This window comes from Pseudidiomarina planktonica (assembly GCF_900177775.1).
In the GTDB taxonomy this organism is placed as follows: domain Bacteria; phylum Pseudomonadota; class Gammaproteobacteria; order Enterobacterales; family Alteromonadaceae; genus Pseudidiomarina; species Pseudidiomarina planktonica.
Window position 1 is genome coordinate 259,400 of record NZ_FXWH01000002.1, and the last position, 18,749, is coordinate 278,148.

Genomic DNA, 18,749 nt, shown 5'->3' on the forward strand with positions numbered 1-18,749 from the left:
ACGCCTTAATTTTAATCGGAACTTAGGTTGCGATGGCGCAACTATAAAAGGTACTTACCCACATGGCTGACTATTTGATTGCTCCTTCAATTTTATCAGCGGACTTTGCTTGTTTAGGGCAGGAAGTTGATTCGGTACTCTCTGCAGGTGCAGATGTGGTGCACTTTGATGTAATGGATAATCACTATGTACCTAACCTGACGATTGGTCCTATGGTGTGTAAGGCGCTGCGTAACCACGGTGTTACCGCGCCAATTGATGTGCATCTGATGGTACAGCCAGTGGACCGGATGATTGAAGACTTTGCGGCCGCCGGCGCTTCTATTATTACCTTTCATCCTGAGGCATCTGCACACATTGATCGCTCGCTGCAGTTGATTAAAGCCGCCGGTTGCAAGGCAGGTTTAGTATTTAATCCAAGTACGCCACTACACTATCTGGACTATGTGCTGGATAAAATTGACGTAGTGCTGTTGATGTCGGTAAATCCTGGTTTTGGTGGTCAGTCGTTTCTACCTTCCACTCTAGCCAAGCTACAACAAGCGCGGAAAATCATTGATAACAGTGGTTACGATATACGGCTGGAAGTTGACGGCGGCATAAAAGTGGATAATATCGCCGAGGTTGCCCGCGCGGGCGCCGACATGTTTGTTGCCGGTTCAGCTATTTTTAACCAGCCTGATTACGCCGAAGTAATTGCGGCAATGCGAAGCGAGCTGGCTACCGTCAGCACAGCAAAGAATTAACTTTGATTTTAACAACGGATCTGAATCATGACTAAACCCATTGTATTAAGTGGTTGCCAGCCGTCTGGCCAGCTGTCTATTGGCAATTATATTGGCGCACTACGGCAGTGGGTTTCAATGCAGGATAGCCACGATTGTCGCTTTATGCTGGTAGACCTGCACGCGATTACTGTACGTCAGGACCCACAAGAGCTGCGTACTGCCACCCTGGACGGGCTGGCGTTGTATCTGGCTTGTGGCTTAGACCCCAAGCGTAGCGTGGTGTTTGTGCAGTCACATGTGCCGGAACATGCCCAGCTAGCCTGGGTACTCAATTGCTACACCCAAATGGGTGAATTGAACCGCATGACCCAGTTTAAAGATAAGTCTGAGCGCCACGCCAGCAACATTAACGCGGGCCTATTCAGTTATCCTGCCTTAATGGCGGCCGATATTCTGTTGTATCAGGCAAATCAAGTGCCGGTAGGCAACGATCAGAAGCAGCATCTTGAGTTATCACGCGACATCGCAACTCGCTTTAATAATTTATATGGCGATGTGTTTCAGGTGCCTGACCCGTTCATACCGGAAGTTGGCGCGCGGGTGATGAGCCTGCAGGAACCGACTAAGAAAATGTCTAAATCGGATGAAAACCCGAATAACTTCATTGGTTTGTTAGAAGATCCGAAGAAAATAACTAAGAAGATAAAACGTGCCGTAACTGATTCCGATGAACAGGCACGCATTTATTTTGATCCTGAAGAAAAAGCCGGGGTTTCTAACTTATTGTCTATTTTGTCCTGTGCTACCGGTCGTCCGATTGCGGATTTGGTACCAGAGTATGAAGGCAAAATGTATGGTCATCTGAAGGGCGATGTTGCTGAAGCCGTAGTTACAATGCTTGAACCTATTCAACGCGACTATCAGGAATTACGTAACGACCGTGATTTGCTGAACGGCATTATGAAGCAAGGCGCCGAACAGGCCAGCGCGCTAGCAGCTAAAACGCTGGCTCGTGTATACGACGTTATTGGTCTGGTACCGCGCCCTTAAGAAACTTTGAACTGGCCAACTTCTCGTTGCAAATCAGCAGCGAGTTTGGCCAGGCTGTCACTGGCATCTTTTACTTGCAGTGAGCTTTCAGCGGATTGATCCGAAATACTGCTAATGGTTGAGATGTTTTTATTTATCTCTTCAGTAACTGTGCTTTGCTCTTCTGCAGCACTAGCAATGTGGGCGTTCATATCATTAATTTCAGCAACTGCGCTGGTAATTGATTGCAGCGACGCGCCTGCTTTTTGGGCTTGTTCTACGCTGTTACTGGCATCACGCTGGCCTACTTCCATCGCTTTTACCGCATTTTGTGTCGCCACCTGTAAGCGTTCAATCATGTCCTGAATTTCTGCCGTCGACTTCTGTGTGCGGCTCGCCAGTGTGCGAACTTCGTCAGCCACGACCGAGAAACCGCGCCCTTGTTCGCCAGCCCGCGCGGCTTCAATAGCTGCGTTTAACGCCAGCAGATTGGTTTGCTCAGCAATACCCCGAATTACGTCCAGTACAGTACCAATATTATTGCTGTCGTCGGCCACTGTAGAAATGGTAGCGGCAGAGCGATTCACTTGTTCGGCAAGCTCCTGAATGGCGGCTATAGTGGCTTGCACTACTTGCTGCCCTTCATTGGCATGGCGGTCGGCACCTTTGGCTGAATTGGCAGCATCGCTGGCGCTTTTTGATATTTCGTCAACCGTGGTCGACATTTCATGAATAGCGGTGGCTACCTGATCGACTGAATGGTGCTGCTCGCGCACGCTGGCGTTCGATTGTTCAGCGATGGCTGATAGTTGTTCCGACGCAGTCGCAATTTGCGCGGTCATATCGGCAACTTGGCTAATAATTCGCTGCAACTTCGCGACAAAAGCATTGAATGCATCAGCAACCAGTCCGAGTTCGTCTTTGCGGTTTAAAATCACTCGTTCGGTTAAGTCGCCTTCACCTTTGGACATATCATCCAGGCGCTGCAGCAACAGTGCCAGCGGCTGAGTAATGAGGCGTGGAAAGAATAAAGCCAATAACGTACAAATAATCAAACCAACTACCAGCGCGCTTACTTGCATACTAGTGCTGGTAATAATGATGTTGTCGATCAGTTCGGTTTGTTGGAACGCGGCTTCCTCTTCACGTTGCTCAAGCAAATCAAGAATATTACGCATGCGGTCAAAAACTTCCCGGCTTTCGCCCAGGCTCAGTTCAACCGCAAGTTGTTTGGAGTCGGGGTCACCAAGATCGTGTAATTCAATAACTTGCTGCGAAGTTTTCACCCAGGCCGCATATTGGGCTCGGTAATCAGCAACCATGGTGCGGCTTTGTGAGTCTGTGGTAAGGGCCAGGAATTTGCCGACGCGCTCATCAGCTTGCTGAATGTTTTCTTGATAAACACCAACCAGACGCCGAGCTTCAGCGGAACCCGCCGCCGTTGATAACAGACTGCGCTCGGCCACTTGCGCTTGATGTAAATCACGGTCGGCCTGTAGTAAAAAGTTCAAGCCGGGTAAGTGTTCATTGGCAATACTGTCGACATTCCCTGCAACGTTCTTGAAGTTATAAGCGCCAATCCCTGCGATGCCTACTAAAACCAGTGCCAACAGTACTATTGGCAAAAGTAGTTTATTGCGGAATTTTAAGTTGTTGAACCAATTCATAACGAAACTCCGGAAGCGGTGCAAATGCATGCTGTTTTAACTGACTATAGGCAAATATCGCCAATTTGTGAGGTTAACTCGGTTATTTTCTGTGCTGCAGGAATTATTCTATATGTTAAACTTGCCATCCGAATTTAGTGGGTTTACTTGGTTATCTGTCCACAACGAGATTTACTTGAGGAAATACCGCAATCATGTTGGTGATGATCGACAATTATGATTCGTTTACCTTTAACGTGGTGCGCTATTTCCGTGAGCTGGGCGCGCAATTAAAGGTCATCCGCAACGATGCTATCAGCATAGCTGCGCTGGCTGACTTGCAGCCGTCGGGAATTATTATTTCACCCGGGCCCGGTACACCTGACAATAGTGGTATTTCGTTGGGTGTTATTGAACGCTATGCTGGCATAGTACCCATACTTGGTGTGTGTTTGGGGCATCAGGCTATTGGCCAGGTATTTGGTGCCGAGGTAAAGCCTGCAAAGCAGGTCATGCATGGCAAAACATCCCTGTTGAATCATAGTAATCAAGGGTTGTTCGCGGGTTTGCCAACATCCTTTGCCGTGGCCAGATACCATTCGCTGTTGTTAACCGCAGCGACAATACCCGCTGAATTTAGTGTAGATGCCTGGGTGAACCAGTCAGATACCAACACAGACAAAGAAGTAATGGCAATACGGCACCAAACAATGCCGCTTTGGGGAGTTCAGTTTCATCCGGAAGCGATTTTGACTGAGTATGGGCACGATGTATTGGCGCGTTTTATGCAAGAGGCAAACGCCTGGCAGCGCAAGCAGTAGGATTAAATAGAGGTTTCATGTACGATTTTTTTGAATATTCAACAGACGTTCTAAGTAACGATCCAGCTGTAAGGTTGGAGCGGCGCTTTATTAATTACCTCATTAGTTTTCCTTTTGCGCGCTCTGAATTTGACGGTCCGGATACCAAAGAAGATGCCAAAGAGGCCGCTATTCGCAAACGTAAACTGGAAGTAGAGCGTTTGCGTCAACAAGAGCGTGACCGCAAAAAGAAGTCTATGCAGCGATATCAGGATCGGGTGTCTTTTGAGCTTCATGAAACTATTTACGAGCGAATTACCGCGGCGCTGAATGACGAAGAAGAGGTAAAGGCTCGCACCATTCCAATGCCGGAAAACCTGCCATTGTTGATTGATACTATTAACACCCGGGCGGCATCGTTAGCGGCAATTGAAGAGCTTTCCAATAAAATGACCTGGTTGCACGAGGGCGTATTGCGCGTGGTAAATAACCCGCCATTTAGTACCCGCCGCAAAGCTTCGGAAATCAAAGTGGAAAGCTATCGCTTAGCGATGGGATTTGTGGGTACCGAAAATATGCGTACCTTGGTGCCTGCCTACGCGTTGCAGAACTGGCTGCCATACTCTACTCGCCCGTTTAGCATGTTCCGCCGCAAGATCTGGGATCACTCACTCGCTACTGCTAATCTGGCTTTTGTGCTGGCCGAGCGGCGCGGTTTAAAGCAACCGGACATGGCTTACACCTTAGGTATGTTTCATGAGCTGGGTAAAATTGCCTTAATGAAGCTGTATTTGCGTATTTTTGATGAGGTTCAGCAGAAGGCGGTTATAGCTACGGTAAATGACAGCAATGCGGAAAAGCACAATGCCTTGCGTACGCTGATCCCCGATGAGCAATTTTTACGTGATTTGATGTTGGAGCAAGACAAACGAGCCACGCAAATAGTGGTTGCTGGTTGGGACTTAAAACGGGTGCCATTAAGCCAGCATTTACTGAGTTTTGTCGAAGCCAAAGATTACGATGATTTAAGCGATTATGCGCAAATCCTGGCGCAGGCAAATGCCTACAGCGAATTCAGAATGCTGAAAGAAATTGGCATGGTTGAGGCTGAAGAAGCCAAGCATTTATTTACCCGCTATAAGTTCGACAAAACGATGCTGGCGGATTTACGCGAAGTGAGTTTGAAGAATATTCGAATTACCGTGCCGGAGTCCTGATTTTATCAGGACGCGCTGTCAAAAATCTTGGTGTTGATATACAGCTGATCCAACAGGGTTACGACTATTTCATGTGGGTCGGTAAATAGCACGCCAACACCAATAGTGCCGTCTTCGCGGCGCTGATTCATAACCTTCCCATTCAACTGCAACGCTTCTTCTGAGCCGGGCTTTTGAATGGTAATGACAATAGGTATTTTATTCACCCCACGCACCATTTCATCGGCGTGAAAACGCAATTTGCAGCCAGCGGGTGAAATATCACAAACCACACCATCATGCAGTTCGTTCGGCGAATTCTTCGGCGACATGCGCGCCAGAATATGAGTAGCTATCCGTTGTTTGGAGCGTAAGCTGCGGTTCTCAACGTAGGTTGGATATTCAATAAAAAGCAGGCGTGCCGGAAAGCTTACCAGCGATTTTATGGGGGCTTTACAGGCAACACATTCACCAGCTTCACCTTCCAGTAAAAAGCGCATAACTACAACGTTACCTTCAGTCATTACGTCGTAATACTGGCGCGATTCTGGTTGTCGAATAATCAGGTACTTGCCCTTTTCGTAGCCAACCAGAGTAGTGCGAATGCGGACATTGGAAGGAAGAGTGAATTGCAGTTCTACCGGTGCTCCGGGCATTAATTTGCGAATTTTCTCGTGAGACTTGTTAATAAGCTCACACATTTCAGTATCTGTGCTGGCTGGATTAATGCTCATTTTTCTTCTGCCATTGCTCAAAATGTTTGACTGACACAAGCGCCGTTACCGATATTGCGTATGACGTTCATCATAATTATGCGTCAATAAAGATAATACATTTGTTGGATAATGTAAAAATAAATCAAAAACGGTGCGACAAGAGATTTTTTTTGTGTAGCCGAACGCTTAGAAATGCCTGAATTCAGGCGCATGGCGAATAACTATTCACTTCTGTTGCAGCATTAAGCTGTCAAGCGCAAAAGACTGTTTTTACGAGATTTTGACAACAGACAGCGATTATTTTTTCTGCGATAATACGCTGCTAAATTGAATCAAAAAGCTGTGTAAAATTCACACTGAAGGAGCTGACAATGACGACGACTGTCAACCGTGCAATGTTTGACGATGTAATGGTGCCTAACTACAACCCTGCCCAAGTTATTCCGGTGAAAGGTGAAGGCTCGCGTTTGTGGGATCAAGCTGGAAAAGAGTACGTCGATTTTGCTGGAGGCATTGCCGTAAATTGCCTCGGTCATTGTCACCCGGCTATGGTGAAAGCCTTAACTGAGCAAGGCAACAAGCTTTGGCATTTAAGCAACGTTTACACCAACGAGCCAGCTATTCGGTTAGCGAAAAAATTAGTTGATGCAACCTTTGCTGACCGCGTTTACTTCGCCAACTCGGGCGCTGAAGCCAACGAAGCAGCGTTAAAGTTAGCGCGTCGCTGGGCAATGGAACAACACGGCGAGCACAAGCAACAAATTATTGCGTTCAAGAAAGGTTTCCACGGTCGTACGTTCTTTACCGTAACCGTTGGTGGCCAGCCGGCTTATTCAGATGGTTTCGGACCTAAGCCAGGCGGCATTGAGCACGTGGCTTACAATGATTTAAGTGCGCTGAAAGAAATGATGTCAGACAAAACCTGTGCAGTAATGATGGAGCCGCTGCAAGGTGAAGGTGGTGTGATTTCACCTGACGCTGACTTTGTGAAAGGTGTTCGTGAACTTTGTGACGAACATAACGCGCTGTTGATTTTTGATGAAGTACAAACTGGCTTTGGCCGCACTGGTAGCCTTTACGCTTACGAGCAGTTGGGCGTAACCCCAGACATTCTGGCATCAGCTAAGTCTTTAGGTGGCGGCTTCCCAATTGGCGCTATGTTAACGACCAAAGAAATTGCTGCACACCTGAAGCCGGGTACGCACGGTAGCACCTACGGCGGTAACGCCCTGGCTTGTGCAGTTGCCGAAGCAGTGTTCGATGTAGTGAATACCGAAGAAGTGTTAGCTGGTGTGCGCAAGCGCGAAGCTATGTTTAAAGAAACCCTGCAAAAAATTAATGACCGTTACAACGTGTTCGGCGACATCCGTGGCCAGGGCATGCTGTTAGGTGCTGAATTAAACAGCACCTACGAAGGCAAAGCCCGTGACTTCATGATGGCAGGCATTGAAGCCGGCGTTATGGTGTTGGTAGCAGGTCCAAGTGTTATCCGTTTTACGCCGTCACTGGTCATTCCAGAAGCCGACGTACAGGAAGGATTGAAGCGTTTCGAGCAAGCCGTGGCGAACATTGCGGGTTAATTGCTGGTTGCGTTAACAGCGAGGCTGCTACTAGCGCGGCCATCGCAGGAGTAAAGTATGTTAGTAGTGCGTCCCATTAAGCCGCAGGATTACGCGGCTTTATATGACTGTGCGGTAGAATCCGGTCATGGTTTTACTTCGTTGCCGGTGGATGAAAACTTGCTGCAGCGCCGTATTGCGCGTGCACAAGAAGCATTCGCTCGGGCGCAGGTGAGTGAACCTGGCGAAGAAGGCTATTTGTTTGTCATGGAAGATACCGCAACCGGAGAAATTGCCGGTTGTAGCGGCATTGAAGCTGCCGTTGGTTTAACCGATGCGTTCTATCATTACCGTCAGGGCACTGTGGTGCATCATTCCAGCCAATTGGGTATTTATAACTCACTAGATACGCTTACCTTGTGTAATGACTACACTGGCGTTAGCGAGCTCTGCACGCTGTTTCTGCGTGAGCCTTATCGAAAAAATCAGAATGGCCGCGTGTTGTCCCGTTTTCGCATGCTATTTATGGCCGAGTTTCGCAATCGCTTTAGCAATTGGGTTATCGCCGAAATGCGTGGTGTGTCCGATGCTGACGGTCAGTCGCCGTTTTGGCGCTGGTTGCAGGACAATTTTTTCTCAATGGATTTTACCGAAGCTGACTATCTTACCGGTATTGGCGAGAAAACCTTTGTGGCGGAGTTGATGCCGCGTTATCCGGTCTACACTAAGCTGCTGCCTAAAGAAGCTCAGGCGGTTATTGGGCAAGTGCACGAGCAAACTCGCCCAGCGCTGCGTATGCTGGAAAGTGAAGGTTTCCGTTCGCGCGGCTATGTGGATATTTTTGATGCCGGGCCAACCGTTGAAGCAGAAGTTGAGAATCTGAAAAGTGTGCGCCAGAGTAAGTGCCTGAAGGTTCACATTGGTACTCCGGCCGACGGCGCCGAGCGTTATATTTTATGTAATACCTCGGTGGCAGAATTCCGCGCTGGACAGGCGTTACTTGAACCTCGCGACGAAGCCGCGGTAATAACGGCGGAAACCGCTGACGCGCTGGGCCTGGCCGAGGGTGATCCGGTACGGGTAGTGAAGCTTTAACTAGCATTTAAAACAGAATGAAATCCGTTTCGGCAGTTGTGCGGAAACGCGAAGGTCACGACGAACCAAGAGGAACGACAATGACGAACAAAGTTCTATACATTAACGGTGAATGGCTGGCTGGCGCTGGTGATAACTTGCGCTCAATTGATCCGGCTCGTGATGAAGTCGTTTGGGAAGGCAACTGTGCCAGCCCTGAGCAAGTAGGCGAAGCTGTTATGGCAGCCCGTGAAGCATTTGTAGCCTGGGCAGAAAAAGATGTTAGCGAACGTCTGGCTATTTGTAAGAAGTTTGCCGAATTATTGGAGCAAAATAAAGAACAGCTGGCGTTAGTGATTGCGCAGGAAACTGGCAAACCAGTGTGGGAGACCCGCACTGAGGTTGGCGCCATGATGGGCAAAGTGGCTATTTCTGAGCGTGCTTACAATGAGCGTACTGGAACTGTTGAAAACCCAATGCCTGCCGGCAAAGCCTTTATCCGTCATAAACCACATGGCGTAGTTGCCGTGTATGGCCCATATAACTTCCCTGGCCATTTACCGAATGGCCACATAGTACCCGCGCTGATTGCCGGTAACACCGTGGTGTTTAAGCCAAGTGAGATGACGCCGAAAGTAGCCGAAGAAACGGTGAAATTATGGGAGCAAGCTGGCTTGCCAAAAGGCGTACTGAATCTGGTACAGGGTTTGGTAGAAACGGGTAAAGCGTTATCTAACCACCCGCAAATTGATGGCCTGTTCTTTACTGGCTCATCCACCACCGGCCATTTGCTGCATAAACAATTTGGCGGTCGTCCTGACAAGATCCTGGCGCTGGAAATGGGCGGTAATAACCCGTTAGTAGTGAAAGGTGTGGACGATATTGATGCCGCAGTGCACGACATTGTGCAGTCGGCATTTATTACTTCTGGTCAGCGTTGTACTTGTGCGCGCCGCTTGTTCATTGAGCAGTCACCAAATGGTGATGCAATTTTGAAGCGCCTGCTGGAAGTGGTGAAAAACATTCGCGTTGGTGACTACGAAAGTGACCCACAACCGTTTATGGGTGCCATGATTTCGGCCAAAGCGGCAGCGAGCATGGTTGCAGCACAAAACAACTTGCTTGATCTAGGTGCCAAAGCGCTGATTGAAATGAAGCAAGACGATCCGAATAAAGGCTTTGTCACGCCGGGTATTTTAGACGTTACTGACGTGACTGATATGCCGGACATTGAGCATTTCGGACCATTGCTGAAAGTGTATCGTTATAAAAATTTGGACGACGCCATTGAGTCAGCCAACGACACTGAATTTGGTTTGTCAGCCGGGCTATTAAGTGACAGTGAAGACACCTACCGTTACTTCTTCAAGCGTATTCGCGCAGGTATTGTGAACTGGAACAAGCCAATTACCGGAGCCAGCAGTGCGGCGCCATTTGGTGGTATAGGTGCTAGTGGTAACCACCGCGCCAGTGCTTACTATGCAGCAGATTATTGTGCATACCCGGTAGCATCAGTGGAAGCTGAAAAAGTAGCATTACCTGAGTCGTTATCGCCAGGTTTAAACTTTTAATCGCTTCTGCGACGGTTGAAATAAGATAAAAAACGGAGCTTCGGTTCCGTTTTTTTTAAGCTTATTGCAGCCAGGCCGATATTAAAGCAAGCGCTGGTGGTATCCACTATTTTCGATCCGCCGGCAGACGTGGTAAATTAATACGCTTGATTGGAACATAACAATAAGAAACCCATCATGGCGCGGGCCTATTCATGATTGTAGAAACTGACGGATATATCGACCTTATTCAGTATTTAACTGAAAACTTACCCGTGCTTTCCGAGCAGCAAGGCTCCAAGGCGGGCACTTCTTCGTACACGCTGCGGGAATGCTTTGAAGAGCAGTTGTCGGTTCAAATCATGTCGGTGTGCCAGCAAAATGACTTAGACCAAACCATGCGCATCGATATTGTGCGTGAAGCCGATGCTATTTTGTACGACTTTGAAGAAGTACTGGCGAGCGTACTGGACAATCATCCAACTCTTGAGCAAGAAGAGTTCGTGACAGAATTTATTGGTCTGATTAAAAACTTATTTGATGCGCGAGTAAAAGCATAGCGATAGCGCAACTACTGCCTAGCCTCCATCTGGATACCTAATTTTATGAATTATCGCCATAGCTACCATGCTGGTAACTTTGCGGATGTGGTGAAACACGCTCTGCAATTAATTTGTCTGGACTATTTGCAGCAAAAAGAGAAACCCTTTTTTGTGCTGGATACCCATGCAGGTATAGGTATGTATGATTTGCAGGGCGAGCAGGCGCAAAAAACTGGTGAATGGGAACAGGGTATTGGCCGATTACTGCAGGCTGAGAATCGGCCTGCATGTTTGGAAACCTATTGCAGCCTGGTGCGTTCGTTAAATCCGGGTGATAACTTGCGTTGGTATCCCGGTTCGCCCTGGTTAAGTCAGCAGTTTTTACGCGATCATGACCAATTAGGCCTGTGCGAGTTGCACCCCGATGACGCCGAAGAGTTAGCGGATAACTTTGCAGGTGACAAGCGGGTAAAGGTTTACCGTGAAGAAAACGGCTATATTGCCCTAAAGGCGCTGTTGCCACCGCCGCAAAAGCGCGGTTTGGTACTGATTGATCCACCCTTTGAAACCACCACCGAATTCAACGACATTGTGACTGGTTTAAAGCACGCACTGAAACGTTGGAATACCGGTAGCTACGTGATTTGGTATCCAATTAAAGACCCCATGGTAACTGGCGGTTTTCAGCAGATGATTCGCGAATTAGACCCGCCAAAAGCCTATGCCGTCGACTTGCTCATTCGACACGCCGAAGATGCAACTAAGCTTAATGGTTGTGGCATGTTATTTATTAATCCGCCCTTTGGTTTACTTGAACCGCTGGAAGAACTGATGCCGTTTTTAACTGAGCTGTTGGCGCAAGGTGAAGGTGCCAGTTGGCAGGGGCGTTGGGTCGTAGCCGAATCCTGAGGCTACTTTTGTAGCCAGTCGACCTGGGTTTTGGCGTTGCGTTTTTTCTCCATGATTTGTTCAATCAATGGCGTCAAAATAAGCTCCATCGCAAACACCATTTTGCCGCCAGGCACTACCAAGGTGTTCATGCGCGACATAAAAGATCCGTCAATCATCTGTAAGTAATATGGGAAATCCACATTCTTAACGCCCCGAAAGCGGATCACCACGAAGCTTTCATCCAGTGACGGAATATCTTTGGCGCTAAAGGGGTTGGACGTATCCACCGTCGGTACGCGCTGAAAGTTAATATGCGTTCGTGAGAACTGCGGCACTATGTGGTGAATGTAATCCTCCATGCCACGCACAATGCCCTGGGTTACGGCTTCGCGTGAGTGACCACGCTCTGAGGTATCGCGAATCAGTTTCTGAATCCACTCTAGATTGACAATAGGTACCATGCCAATCAGCAAGTCTACGTATTTGCTGACGTCGTAATCTTCTCCGGCTACACCACCATGCAAGCCTTCATAGAAGAGCGCGTCGGTACTCTCAGGCAAGGTTTCCCAAGGGGTAAAAGTGCCGGGCATCTGATTGTAGGGCACCGCATCATCGAAGTTGTGCAGGTAACGGCGGAACTCGCCACTGCCGGTTTGACTGTATTCACGGAACAGCCCTTCTAGCCGCTCGAAGTCGTTGGCTTCAGCACCAAAATAGCTAATGTGCTTGCCCTGATCCTGAGCTTTGCGAATGGCCTGCTCCATTTCCGGACGGGAATAGCGATGAAAACTGTCGCCTTCCACGAAGGCTGCATTCACATCCAGAGTACGGAAAATATGACGCACAGCCTGTCCGGTCGTGGTGGTACCTGCTCCTGAGGAACCTGTAACAGCAATAATGGGGTGGCGTGCAGACATAAATTTACCTTCTGAATTGTTGAACAGATGTTATACGGGGAGCATGCGCCGGGGTCAAGGGTTGTAACTCCGGCACCAGACGTAGTTATTGGTTAATAATGCGGTGGTGGCTCGTGCGCGTTGGTGTCTGCGGTATCGTTCTGTTGCTCCTGAAACTGCTGATGCTTGGCGGTTAATGCGCGAACTTGTTTTTGTAATTGGGTTAACAATTCGGATTGTGCGGTAACTAGCTGATTCAGTGATTCAATAGTGTCTTCCTGAAAAGCTAACTGGCTTTCCAGATCATCGACGCGTTTGGTTAAAAGAGGACCGGGCATAAAAAACCTTTGTTAGGGAGTTTCGGGAGTTGTTTGGGAATTTGCTGGATTTGGCATCACGTCGCGTAGCTGCCAAAGTTCGGCAATACCTGATGAGTTTTCGCTCCACAATGTTTGTTGATTCGGATCTATGGCAACAGCTAGCACAGTGGCGCTGGTTGGTCGCTGGCCAGGTGGCACGCTTACTTCGATGCGACGAATGCGGTCGCCGCTCTCGGTGTCCCAAATCTCAATCATACGCGAAGGCGTTCCGGTAAGTAAAAAATTACCGTCGTGACTAAAGCGGGCGCTGCTAAAAATACGTTTGCGGTCGTTAAATTGCAATTTTGCTTGCTGCTCGCCGGTCATTACGGACCAGATTGAGGCTTCGTCACTGCGATCGGCGGTAAAAAACCAACGCCCGTTAGCGTCCAGCGCCACTTGCATAATTGGCTGGGCTTCTTCTACCCGTTGTAAAAAAGCGGCGGTATCTGTATTCCACAATAAGGCAGTGCCATCATAGCTGCCGCTCAGCAAATACTTGCCGTTAGGTGAAATGGCTAAACTAGTGATGTAATCAGTATGAGCCAGCATTTCCAGCCGGCGGCCGCTGCGGGGATTAAAAATAATAACCTTGCCGGTGTTAAGGCCCATAGCCAGAACATCACCTTTTTTACTCACTACAATGCTGGTTATTTGAGTGCGCTGGCCGGGTTCATTATTAGGCTCTTGCTGGATGCGCCAATAACCTTGAAGCTCGCCGGTATTAGTATCCCACAGGGCAAAATTCTCTTTACTGGCGGCTGCAATTACTTGCCCGTCAGCACTGATATCTACTGCGATCAGCTGATTGATTTCCGACTGCTCTTGTTGCATGCGATAGCGTGGTCGCGCTTCATCACGGTGCCACATGATTAGCTCCTGACCATCGCTGGAGGTGACACTGAAGCTGGCGTCGTTTGCAATATCTGCTACATAGCTGCGGTTGCCGTCGGCACTGCGCTGCCAGATTTTTTCAGGCGCGGGCGCACAAGCTGTTATCAGCAGGCAGCAACAGCTGATAAAAAGCGCTTTCAAATTCTTTTTGGGCATAGGCATTTGCCCCCGTTTCTGTATAGTATAGACAGTGATAATAAACCTAAGTATGACACAGAGTTCAACCTGGAGATTATAATGAACAAAATTTATAAGCCGTTTGCGTTATCAGCGGTCGCTTTTGCACTGGTTGCATGTACCCCTTCCGAGCCTTACCCAACGAGCACCATGACGTTGGAGCAGGAAGAGCAGAAAGAAGCTTATGCACTGGGTGCTTCGGTTGGTCGTTTTATTGATCGCCAACTGGATGCGCAAGAAGAAGCTGAACTGGTACTGGAACGCGATGTGGTTATTGCCGGTTTTGTTGATGCATTAAAAGGTGAAGCTAAGCTGAGCGAAGCTGAAGCGGAAGAAATTTTGAATGCTCTGCGCGAGCGCGTAGTTGAGCAGCGCCAACAGGTTATTGGCGGAAAAGCGCAGGCTCAAGGTGAAGAATACCTGGCCGAAAATGCGAAAAAAGAAGGTGTTACTGTTACTGAATCTGGCCTGCAATACGAAGTGTTGCAACAAGGCGACGGTGAAAAACCAGCTGAAACCGATATGGTTGAAGTTCACTATGAAGGCACGCTGGTAAACGGTGAAGTGTTCGATAGCTCAATTGAGCGTGGCGAACCGGCTGTGTTCCCATTAAACCGTGTTATTCCTGGCTGGACTGAAGGCGTACAGTTAATGTCAGTTGGTTCTAAGTACCGCTTCGTGATTCCGGCTGAATTAGCTTATGGCGATCGTGAAGTTGGCGGTGGTCAAATTCCACCAAATTCAACGTTGATTTTTGAAGTTGAATTGATGGACATTAAGAACCCAGAAGCTATGGAATCTGGCGAATAAGCATTCGTTCAGAAACGAAAAAAGCGGCCTTCGGGCCGCTTTTTTATTGGTTCTAATTTAGTTATTAAACCTAAGAGCCAGCACCGCTCGCGAACTAGGCGCCAATCAGGTCGTGCTGATCCAGCGTTGCTAACAACCGGTCTTCAAACTCCATTCGTAATTCAATCGTTTCGCCAAGGCCTGATAATCTCTCATCAAACTCACCTAAATCAGCATGCTCGTCGGCATCGCTATAAAGATCGTTGAACGCCAGCGCAACGTCTGTGGTTTGGGCTATAAGCGGGTACAATTCGTCAGCCAGTGCCGCCATTTCTTTGGCTTTGTCGGGGGACGCCTGAATAATCTGATCGTATACTTCAAAATGTCCGGCAGAAATATAGTCCATTAACAGACTACAGAATTCGCGAATATCTGTTAATGCAGGTAACTGTTGCTTGTCGCTGTCAAACGGCGGTAGGCCAGCGGTTTTGCAATAAAGAACCAACAGCTCTTGCCGTTCATTTAACCAACGGTCTATTGCCTGGTGGTTTCCTTTCCATCGTTCCTGGGCCTGTTCACTACGCCGTAACATGATATTCTCCACAACTATTTGGATAACTAATCTAAAGCGGATACTTAGCGCAGGTCAACCGTTTTCGAGCAAAGAGGGCGTTATGGTAAAACCAGACTCACGACCGGGGCAAGACGAGCCGGCCTGGTGGTTTATTATTTCCAGTGGTGACATTCTTGTGGTTGATGACAGTCACCGGTTGCCGTGCGCAGCAATGCAGGATTTACCGCTGCCTGATTTAACCGATTATGCAGTGGCGTTTATTGGCGAGTTGCGCGAGCGGCCCTGTTATTTGGTGGTGGCTGATCACCAGGATCCGAACTTTGCCGCGGTTGGCGAATTTGTGAATTTGCGTTTGCTGATAGCCCAGCAAGACGAAGCTATGTTTGCTGTGGCTGCACGAGCCAAGCAAGTGGCTGAATTTATGCTTACGCATCGATTTTGTGGTCGCTGCGGTGTGCGTATGCAAGCGGTAGACTGGGAAATGGCCATGCAGTGTCAGCAATGCCAGCACCGCTGCTACCCGCGTATTTCGCCCTGCATTATTGTGGCCATTACCCGTGGTGACGACATACTGTTGGCCCGCGGTAAACGGCATCCGGCGGGGCTTTATTCCGTGCTGGCGGGCTTTGTGGAAAGTGGTGAATCGCTGGAGCAGACGTTACACCGTGAGGTGCTCGAAGAAGCCGGTATTACCGTGAAAAATATCCAATACGTTGCCAGTCAGCCCTGGCCGTTTCCTCATTCATTAATGATGGGTTTCACGGCGGAATGGGATTCGGGAGATCTGCATATTGATCCAATTGAGTTGGAAGAAGGGTATTGGTTTCCATTAACGGAACTGCCGACCATTCCACCACCTGGAACTATCGCGCATCGGTTAATTGCCGCAGTGAAAAAACGTCATGGTGTGGATTAAGAGATAAAAACTTCAGACGTAAGCTGCTAACACTGGTAAAATTCCGGCACTTGAATGCCACTGTGCACCGCCCTTTTTAGAGTCAAGAAGTAGGAAGGTTATGAGCAAATTAGATAACGACCTGTATTTACGCGCCTTAATGCAAGAACCCGTAGAGCGCACACCAGTGTGGATGATGCGTCAGGCAGGCCGTTACTTACCTGAGTACCGCGAACTGCGTAAAGAAGCCGGTGACTTTATGTCGCTGTGTCGCAATGCGGAACTGGCCTGTGAGGTGACGTTACAGCCACTGCGTCGCTATGCGCTTGACGCCGCTATTCTGTTCTCTGACATTCTGACCATTCCCGATGCCATGGGGCTTGGTTTGTACTTTGAAGCTGGCGAAGGCCCGCGCTTTAAACATGTGGTGCGCGATCAGGCTGCGGTAGACCGCCTGCCAATACCAGATCCGGAAGACGAACTGGGTTACGTGATGAATGCGGTGCGTACTATTCGTCGCGAATTAAAAGGCCAGGTGCCTCTAATAGGTTTCTCGGGAAGCCCGTGGACGCTGGCTACCTATATGGTTGAAGGCGGTACTACCAAGAATTTCTCCGAAGTGAAAGGTTTGATGTTTGCCCAACCGAAAGTGATGCATCAATTGTTGGACAAGCTAGCGCAATCAGTGACCTCGTACTTAAATGCGCAAATTGCCGCAGGCGCTCAGTCAGTGATGATATTTGATACCTGGGGCGGGGTATTGTCGCCGCGTGATTACCGTGAATTCTCGTTGCGTTATATGGCGCAAATTGTGGATGGTTTAACCCGTCATGCCGACGGCCGCCCGGTACCTGTTACTTTATTTACCAAAAATGGTGGCGACTGGCTGGCTGAGATGGCCGCCGTAGGTGCCGATGCACTTGGCGTAGACTGGACCACCGATTTAGCCGATGCCCGTCAGCGGGTGAAAGGCGAAGTGGCATTGCAGGGCAATATGGATCCAAGCATTTTGTATGCATCACCGGAGCGAATTGAAGAAGAAGTGAAAACTATTCTGGCCAGCTATGGTTCAGGTGGTGGGCATGTATTCAATTTGGGGCATGGCATTCACCCTGAAGTGAACCCTGATCACGTTACCGCTTTTATCAATTCGGTGCATCAGCACAGCCCTCAATATCACAAATAAAAAACATCTAAACGCCTGTATTAACGAGGGATTGCTCGCTTTTGCGGTCAATCCCTTTTTATTAGCGGTAAGCGGGGAAGATGTGCAATTTCTCTGCGTTACAATGAACACTCGTCTATAGTCTGGTGTCAGACACTATTATTTTTCGTTCCCGGTTGGGAATGTCGCTCGTCTTGTTTGAGGGTTCTATGGCAAATCGCGCATTAGTTACACCAATTTCCATTGTCGTGCTGATACTTCTGGTATTGGTTGCATACGTTTTTCTGGTGGCCGAACAAGGTGGTGGCGGCGGTAATGACAATGCTGAGTCGGTGCCGGTGCGTGTGCAAGTAGCCGAGGAATCTGAGTTTCGCGATATTATAGAAGCTCTGGGTACAGCCCAAGCCAACGAGTCTGTGGTGATTACTGCGCAAAGCCAGGAACTGGTAGAAAGTATTTATTTTGACGATGGCGATAATGTTGAAAAGGGCGATTTGCTGGTTGAGCTGGACTCCCGCGAAGAGCAAGCGCGGGTGCAGGAACTGGAATTCCGGTTACAGGAAGCGCAGCGTCAATATGGTCGTTTACAAGATTTAGCACGTGAAAATGTAGCCTCACGCCAACAACTCGAAGAACAAGACGTGTTGGTAAAAGAAATTACAGCGTTGTTGGAAGTAGCTGAAACCCAACTCGCAAAAATGAGAATTTCTGCACCTTTCAGTGGTCGCCTTGGTATTCGCCAAATTAGTTTAGGTGCTTTGGTTAGCCCGGGCGATGTTATTACCACGCTGGACGACGTGAGCCCAATCAAAGTTGACTTCAATGTTCCGGAACTTTATTTCGCCAGCTTGCAGGAAGGCCAGAGCGTTATTACTCGCAGTGCTGCTTACCCTGGCGAACAGTTTGAAGGTGAAATTCGCAGCATTGACTCACGGGTTGACCCATTAACCCGGTCAATACTGGTGCGGGCAAGAGTAAACAACGAAGATGGCCGGCTCCGCCCGGGTATGTTGTTACGGGTAACTCTGCTGCGCAGCGTGGACACCACTATGGTGTTACCGGAAAAAGCGCTCATTCCAATTCGTGACCGCCAATATGTATACGTGATCAACGACAACAATCGTGCAGTGCAAACCGAAGTAACTATCGGTCGACGCAAGCCTGGCGTGGTTGAAATAGTCAACGGTATTGAAGATGGCGATAGGATTGTTATTGAAGGCATTGTGCGGTTGCGTGATGGTGTTCCTGTAACTATTCAGGAGGGCTAAG

19 protein-coding genes are annotated in these 18,749 nt (G+C 48.6%); 13 read left to right on the top strand and 6 right to left on the bottom strand.

Features of this window, described 5'->3' with window-relative positions; all coding sequences use genetic code 11:
* Nucleotides 1-62 precede the first annotated feature (62 nt).
* Nucleotides 63-746 carry a ribulose-phosphate 3-epimerase gene (gene rpe, locus CCE91_RS09925; protein ID WP_086435127.1) on the top strand — a complete coding sequence of 228 codons (684 nt, stop codon included), beginning with the start codon at nucleotides 63-65 and terminating at the stop codon, nucleotides 744-746.
* A gap of 27 nt (nucleotides 747-773) precedes the next feature.
* Nucleotides 774-1,778 (top strand): tryptophan--tRNA ligase, encoded by a 1,005-nt coding sequence (gene trpS / locus CCE91_RS09930; protein ID WP_086435128.1) that lies wholly within the window; start codon nucleotides 774-776, stop codon nucleotides 1,776-1,778.
* Here trpS and CCE91_RS09935 read toward each other — a convergent pair.
* Complete coding sequence (locus tag CCE91_RS09935; RefSeq protein WP_086435129.1) at nucleotides 1,775-3,424, bottom strand: methyl-accepting chemotaxis protein; 1,650 nt, start codon at nucleotides 3,422-3,424, stop codon at nucleotides 1,775-1,777. The genes trpS and CCE91_RS09935 overlap by 4 nt on opposite strands.
* A gap of 194 nt (nucleotides 3,425-3,618) precedes the next feature.
* On the opposite strand from CCE91_RS09935, the gene CCE91_RS09940 reads away from it, so the two are divergent.
* Together CCE91_RS09940 and CCE91_RS09945 are read left to right on the top strand one after the other, a co-directional pair.
* Nucleotides 3,619-4,224 (top strand): anthranilate synthase component II, encoded by a 606-nt coding sequence (locus CCE91_RS09940; RefSeq protein WP_086435130.1) that lies wholly within the window; start codon nucleotides 3,619-3,621, stop codon nucleotides 4,222-4,224.
* Nucleotides 4,225-4,241: 17 nt separating this feature from the next.
* On the top strand, nucleotides 4,242-5,420 hold the full coding sequence (locus CCE91_RS09945) for an HDOD domain-containing protein (RefSeq protein ID WP_086435131.1): 1,179 nt from the start codon (nucleotides 4,242-4,244) through the stop codon (nucleotides 5,418-5,420).
* 5 nt (nucleotides 5,421-5,425) lie between these two features.
* On the opposite strand, the gene CCE91_RS09950 is transcribed toward CCE91_RS09945, so the two are convergent.
* Nucleotides 5,426-6,133 (bottom strand): flagellar brake domain-containing protein, encoded by a 708-nt coding sequence (locus tag CCE91_RS09950; RefSeq protein ID WP_086435132.1) that lies wholly within the window; start codon nucleotides 6,131-6,133, stop codon nucleotides 5,426-5,428.
* Nucleotides 6,134-6,486: 353 nt separating this feature from the next.
* Here CCE91_RS09950 and CCE91_RS09955 point away from each other — a divergent pair, with 353 nt between their 5' ends.
* The 5 genes from CCE91_RS09955 to CCE91_RS09975 all read left to right on the top strand — a co-directional run bounded on the left by CCE91_RS09955 (nucleotide 6,487) and on the right by CCE91_RS09975 (nucleotide 11,749).
* The gene (locus CCE91_RS09955) at nucleotides 6,487-7,695 is read left to right on the top strand and encodes an aspartate aminotransferase family protein (protein WP_143435690.1); all 1,209 of its coding nucleotides are present in this window, start codon (nucleotides 6,487-6,489) and stop codon (nucleotides 7,693-7,695) included.
* 57 nt (nucleotides 7,696-7,752) lie between these two features.
* A complete protein-coding gene (gene astA / locus CCE91_RS09960; RefSeq protein WP_086435134.1) occupies nucleotides 7,753-8,769 on the top strand; it encodes an arginine N-succinyltransferase in 1,017 nt (338 codons plus the stop codon).
* A gap of 80 nt (nucleotides 8,770-8,849) precedes the next feature.
* Nucleotides 8,850-10,319, top strand: coding sequence for a succinylglutamate-semialdehyde dehydrogenase (gene astD, locus CCE91_RS09965; RefSeq protein ID WP_086435135.1), 1,470 nt, complete (start codon nucleotides 8,850-8,852; stop codon nucleotides 10,317-10,319).
* A 194-nt stretch (nucleotides 10,320-10,513) separates the two neighbouring features.
* Entirely contained in the window at nucleotides 10,514-10,858 is a 345-nt protein-coding gene (locus CCE91_RS09970) for a DUF3802 family protein (RefSeq protein ID WP_086435136.1), read from the top strand.
* Between the two features lie 45 nt (nucleotides 10,859-10,903).
* The gene (locus CCE91_RS09975; RefSeq protein WP_086435137.1) at nucleotides 10,904-11,749 is read left to right on the top strand and encodes a 23S rRNA (adenine(2030)-N(6))-methyltransferase RlmJ; all 846 of its coding nucleotides are present in this window, start codon (nucleotides 10,904-10,906) and stop codon (nucleotides 11,747-11,749) included.
* A gap of 2 nt (nucleotides 11,750-11,751) precedes the next feature.
* Here the strand turns inward: CCE91_RS09975 and CCE91_RS09980 are convergent, their stop codons facing one another.
* The 3 genes from CCE91_RS09980 to CCE91_RS09990 all read right to left on the bottom strand — a co-directional run bounded on the left by CCE91_RS09980 (nucleotide 11,752) and on the right by CCE91_RS09990 (nucleotide 14,036).
* Nucleotides 11,752-12,648, bottom strand: coding sequence for a phosphoribulokinase (locus tag CCE91_RS09980; protein ID WP_086435138.1), 897 nt, complete (start codon nucleotides 12,646-12,648; stop codon nucleotides 11,752-11,754).
* A gap of 92 nt (nucleotides 12,649-12,740) precedes the next feature.
* A complete protein-coding gene (locus tag CCE91_RS09985) occupies nucleotides 12,741-12,965 on the bottom strand; it encodes a SlyX family protein (RefSeq protein WP_086435139.1) in 225 nt (74 codons plus the stop codon).
* 12 nt (nucleotides 12,966-12,977) lie between these two features.
* A complete protein-coding gene (locus CCE91_RS09990) occupies nucleotides 12,978-14,036 on the bottom strand; it encodes a WD40 repeat domain-containing protein (RefSeq protein WP_157984161.1) in 1,059 nt (352 codons plus the stop codon).
* 81 nt (nucleotides 14,037-14,117) lie between these two features.
* On the opposite strand from CCE91_RS09990, the gene fkpA reads away from it, so the two are divergent.
* Nucleotides 14,118-14,867, top strand: coding sequence for an FKBP-type peptidyl-prolyl cis-trans isomerase (fkpA, locus tag CCE91_RS09995; RefSeq protein ID WP_086435141.1), 750 nt, complete (start codon nucleotides 14,118-14,120; stop codon nucleotides 14,865-14,867).
* Between the two features lie 94 nt (nucleotides 14,868-14,961).
* On the opposite strand, the gene rsd is transcribed toward fkpA, so the two are convergent.
* Nucleotides 14,962-15,438: a sigma D regulator gene (gene rsd / locus CCE91_RS10000; RefSeq protein ID WP_086435142.1), complete on the bottom strand. Its 477-nt coding sequence runs from the start codon at nucleotides 15,436-15,438 to the stop codon at nucleotides 14,962-14,964.
* 82 nt (nucleotides 15,439-15,520) lie between these two features.
* On the opposite strand from rsd, the gene nudC reads away from it, so the two are divergent.
* The 3 genes from nudC to CCE91_RS10015 all read left to right on the top strand — a co-directional run bounded on the left by nudC (nucleotide 15,521) and on the right by CCE91_RS10015 (nucleotide 18,748).
* On the top strand, nucleotides 15,521-16,336 hold the full coding sequence (nudC, locus tag CCE91_RS10005) for an NAD(+) diphosphatase (RefSeq protein ID WP_086435143.1): 816 nt from the start codon (nucleotides 15,521-15,523) through the stop codon (nucleotides 16,334-16,336).
* 100 nt (nucleotides 16,337-16,436) lie between these two features.
* Nucleotides 16,437-17,501 (top strand): uroporphyrinogen decarboxylase, encoded by a 1,065-nt coding sequence (gene hemE / locus CCE91_RS10010; RefSeq protein WP_086435144.1) that lies wholly within the window; start codon nucleotides 16,437-16,439, stop codon nucleotides 17,499-17,501.
* 188 nt (nucleotides 17,502-17,689) lie between these two features.
* Complete coding sequence (locus CCE91_RS10015; protein ID WP_086435145.1) at nucleotides 17,690-18,748, top strand: efflux RND transporter periplasmic adaptor subunit; 1,059 nt, start codon at nucleotides 17,690-17,692, stop codon at nucleotides 18,746-18,748.
* Nucleotide 18,749: the final 1 nt, after the last annotated feature.

Coding starts and splice junctions, on each gene's coding strand:
- rpe (WP_086435127.1), top strand. CDS start 63: ATGGCTGACTATTTGATTGCTCCTTCAATTTTATCAGCGGACTTTGCT.
- trpS (WP_086435128.1), top strand. CDS start 774: ATGACTAAACCCATTGTATTAAGTGGTTGCCAGCCGTCTGGCCAGCTG.
- CCE91_RS09935 (WP_086435129.1), bottom strand. CDS start 3,424: ATGAATTGGTTCAACAACTTAAAATTCCGCAATAAACTACTTTTGCCA.
- CCE91_RS09940 (WP_086435130.1), top strand. CDS start 3,619: ATGTTGGTGATGATCGACAATTATGATTCGTTTACCTTTAACGTGGTG.
- CCE91_RS09945 (WP_086435131.1), top strand. CDS start 4,242: ATGTACGATTTTTTTGAATATTCAACAGACGTTCTAAGTAACGATCCA.
- CCE91_RS09950 (WP_086435132.1), bottom strand. CDS start 6,133: ATGAGCATTAATCCAGCCAGCACAGATACTGAAATGTGTGAGCTTATT.
- CCE91_RS09955 (WP_143435690.1), top strand. CDS start 6,487: ATGACGACGACTGTCAACCGTGCAATGTTTGACGATGTAATGGTGCCT.
- astA (WP_086435134.1), top strand. CDS start 7,753: ATGTTAGTAGTGCGTCCCATTAAGCCGCAGGATTACGCGGCTTTATAT.
- astD (WP_086435135.1), top strand. CDS start 8,850: ATGACGAACAAAGTTCTATACATTAACGGTGAATGGCTGGCTGGCGCT.
- CCE91_RS09970 (WP_086435136.1), top strand. CDS start 10,514: ATGATTGTAGAAACTGACGGATATATCGACCTTATTCAGTATTTAACT.
- CCE91_RS09975 (WP_086435137.1), top strand. CDS start 10,904: ATGAATTATCGCCATAGCTACCATGCTGGTAACTTTGCGGATGTGGTG.
- CCE91_RS09980 (WP_086435138.1), bottom strand. CDS start 12,648: ATGTCTGCACGCCACCCCATTATTGCTGTTACAGGTTCCTCAGGAGCA.
- CCE91_RS09985 (WP_086435139.1), bottom strand. CDS start 12,965: ATGCCCGGTCCTCTTTTAACCAAACGCGTCGATGATCTGGAAAGCCAG.
- CCE91_RS09990 (WP_157984161.1), bottom strand. CDS start 14,036: ATGCCCAAAAAGAATTTGAAAGCGCTTTTTATCAGCTGTTGCTGCCTG.
- fkpA (WP_086435141.1), top strand. CDS start 14,118: ATGAACAAAATTTATAAGCCGTTTGCGTTATCAGCGGTCGCTTTTGCA.
- rsd (WP_086435142.1), bottom strand. CDS start 15,438: ATGTTACGGCGTAGTGAACAGGCCCAGGAACGATGGAAAGGAAACCAC.
- nudC (WP_086435143.1), top strand. CDS start 15,521: ATGGTAAAACCAGACTCACGACCGGGGCAAGACGAGCCGGCCTGGTGG.
- hemE (WP_086435144.1), top strand. CDS start 16,437: ATGAGCAAATTAGATAACGACCTGTATTTACGCGCCTTAATGCAAGAA.
- CCE91_RS10015 (WP_086435145.1), top strand. CDS start 17,690: ATGGCAAATCGCGCATTAGTTACACCAATTTCCATTGTCGTGCTGATA.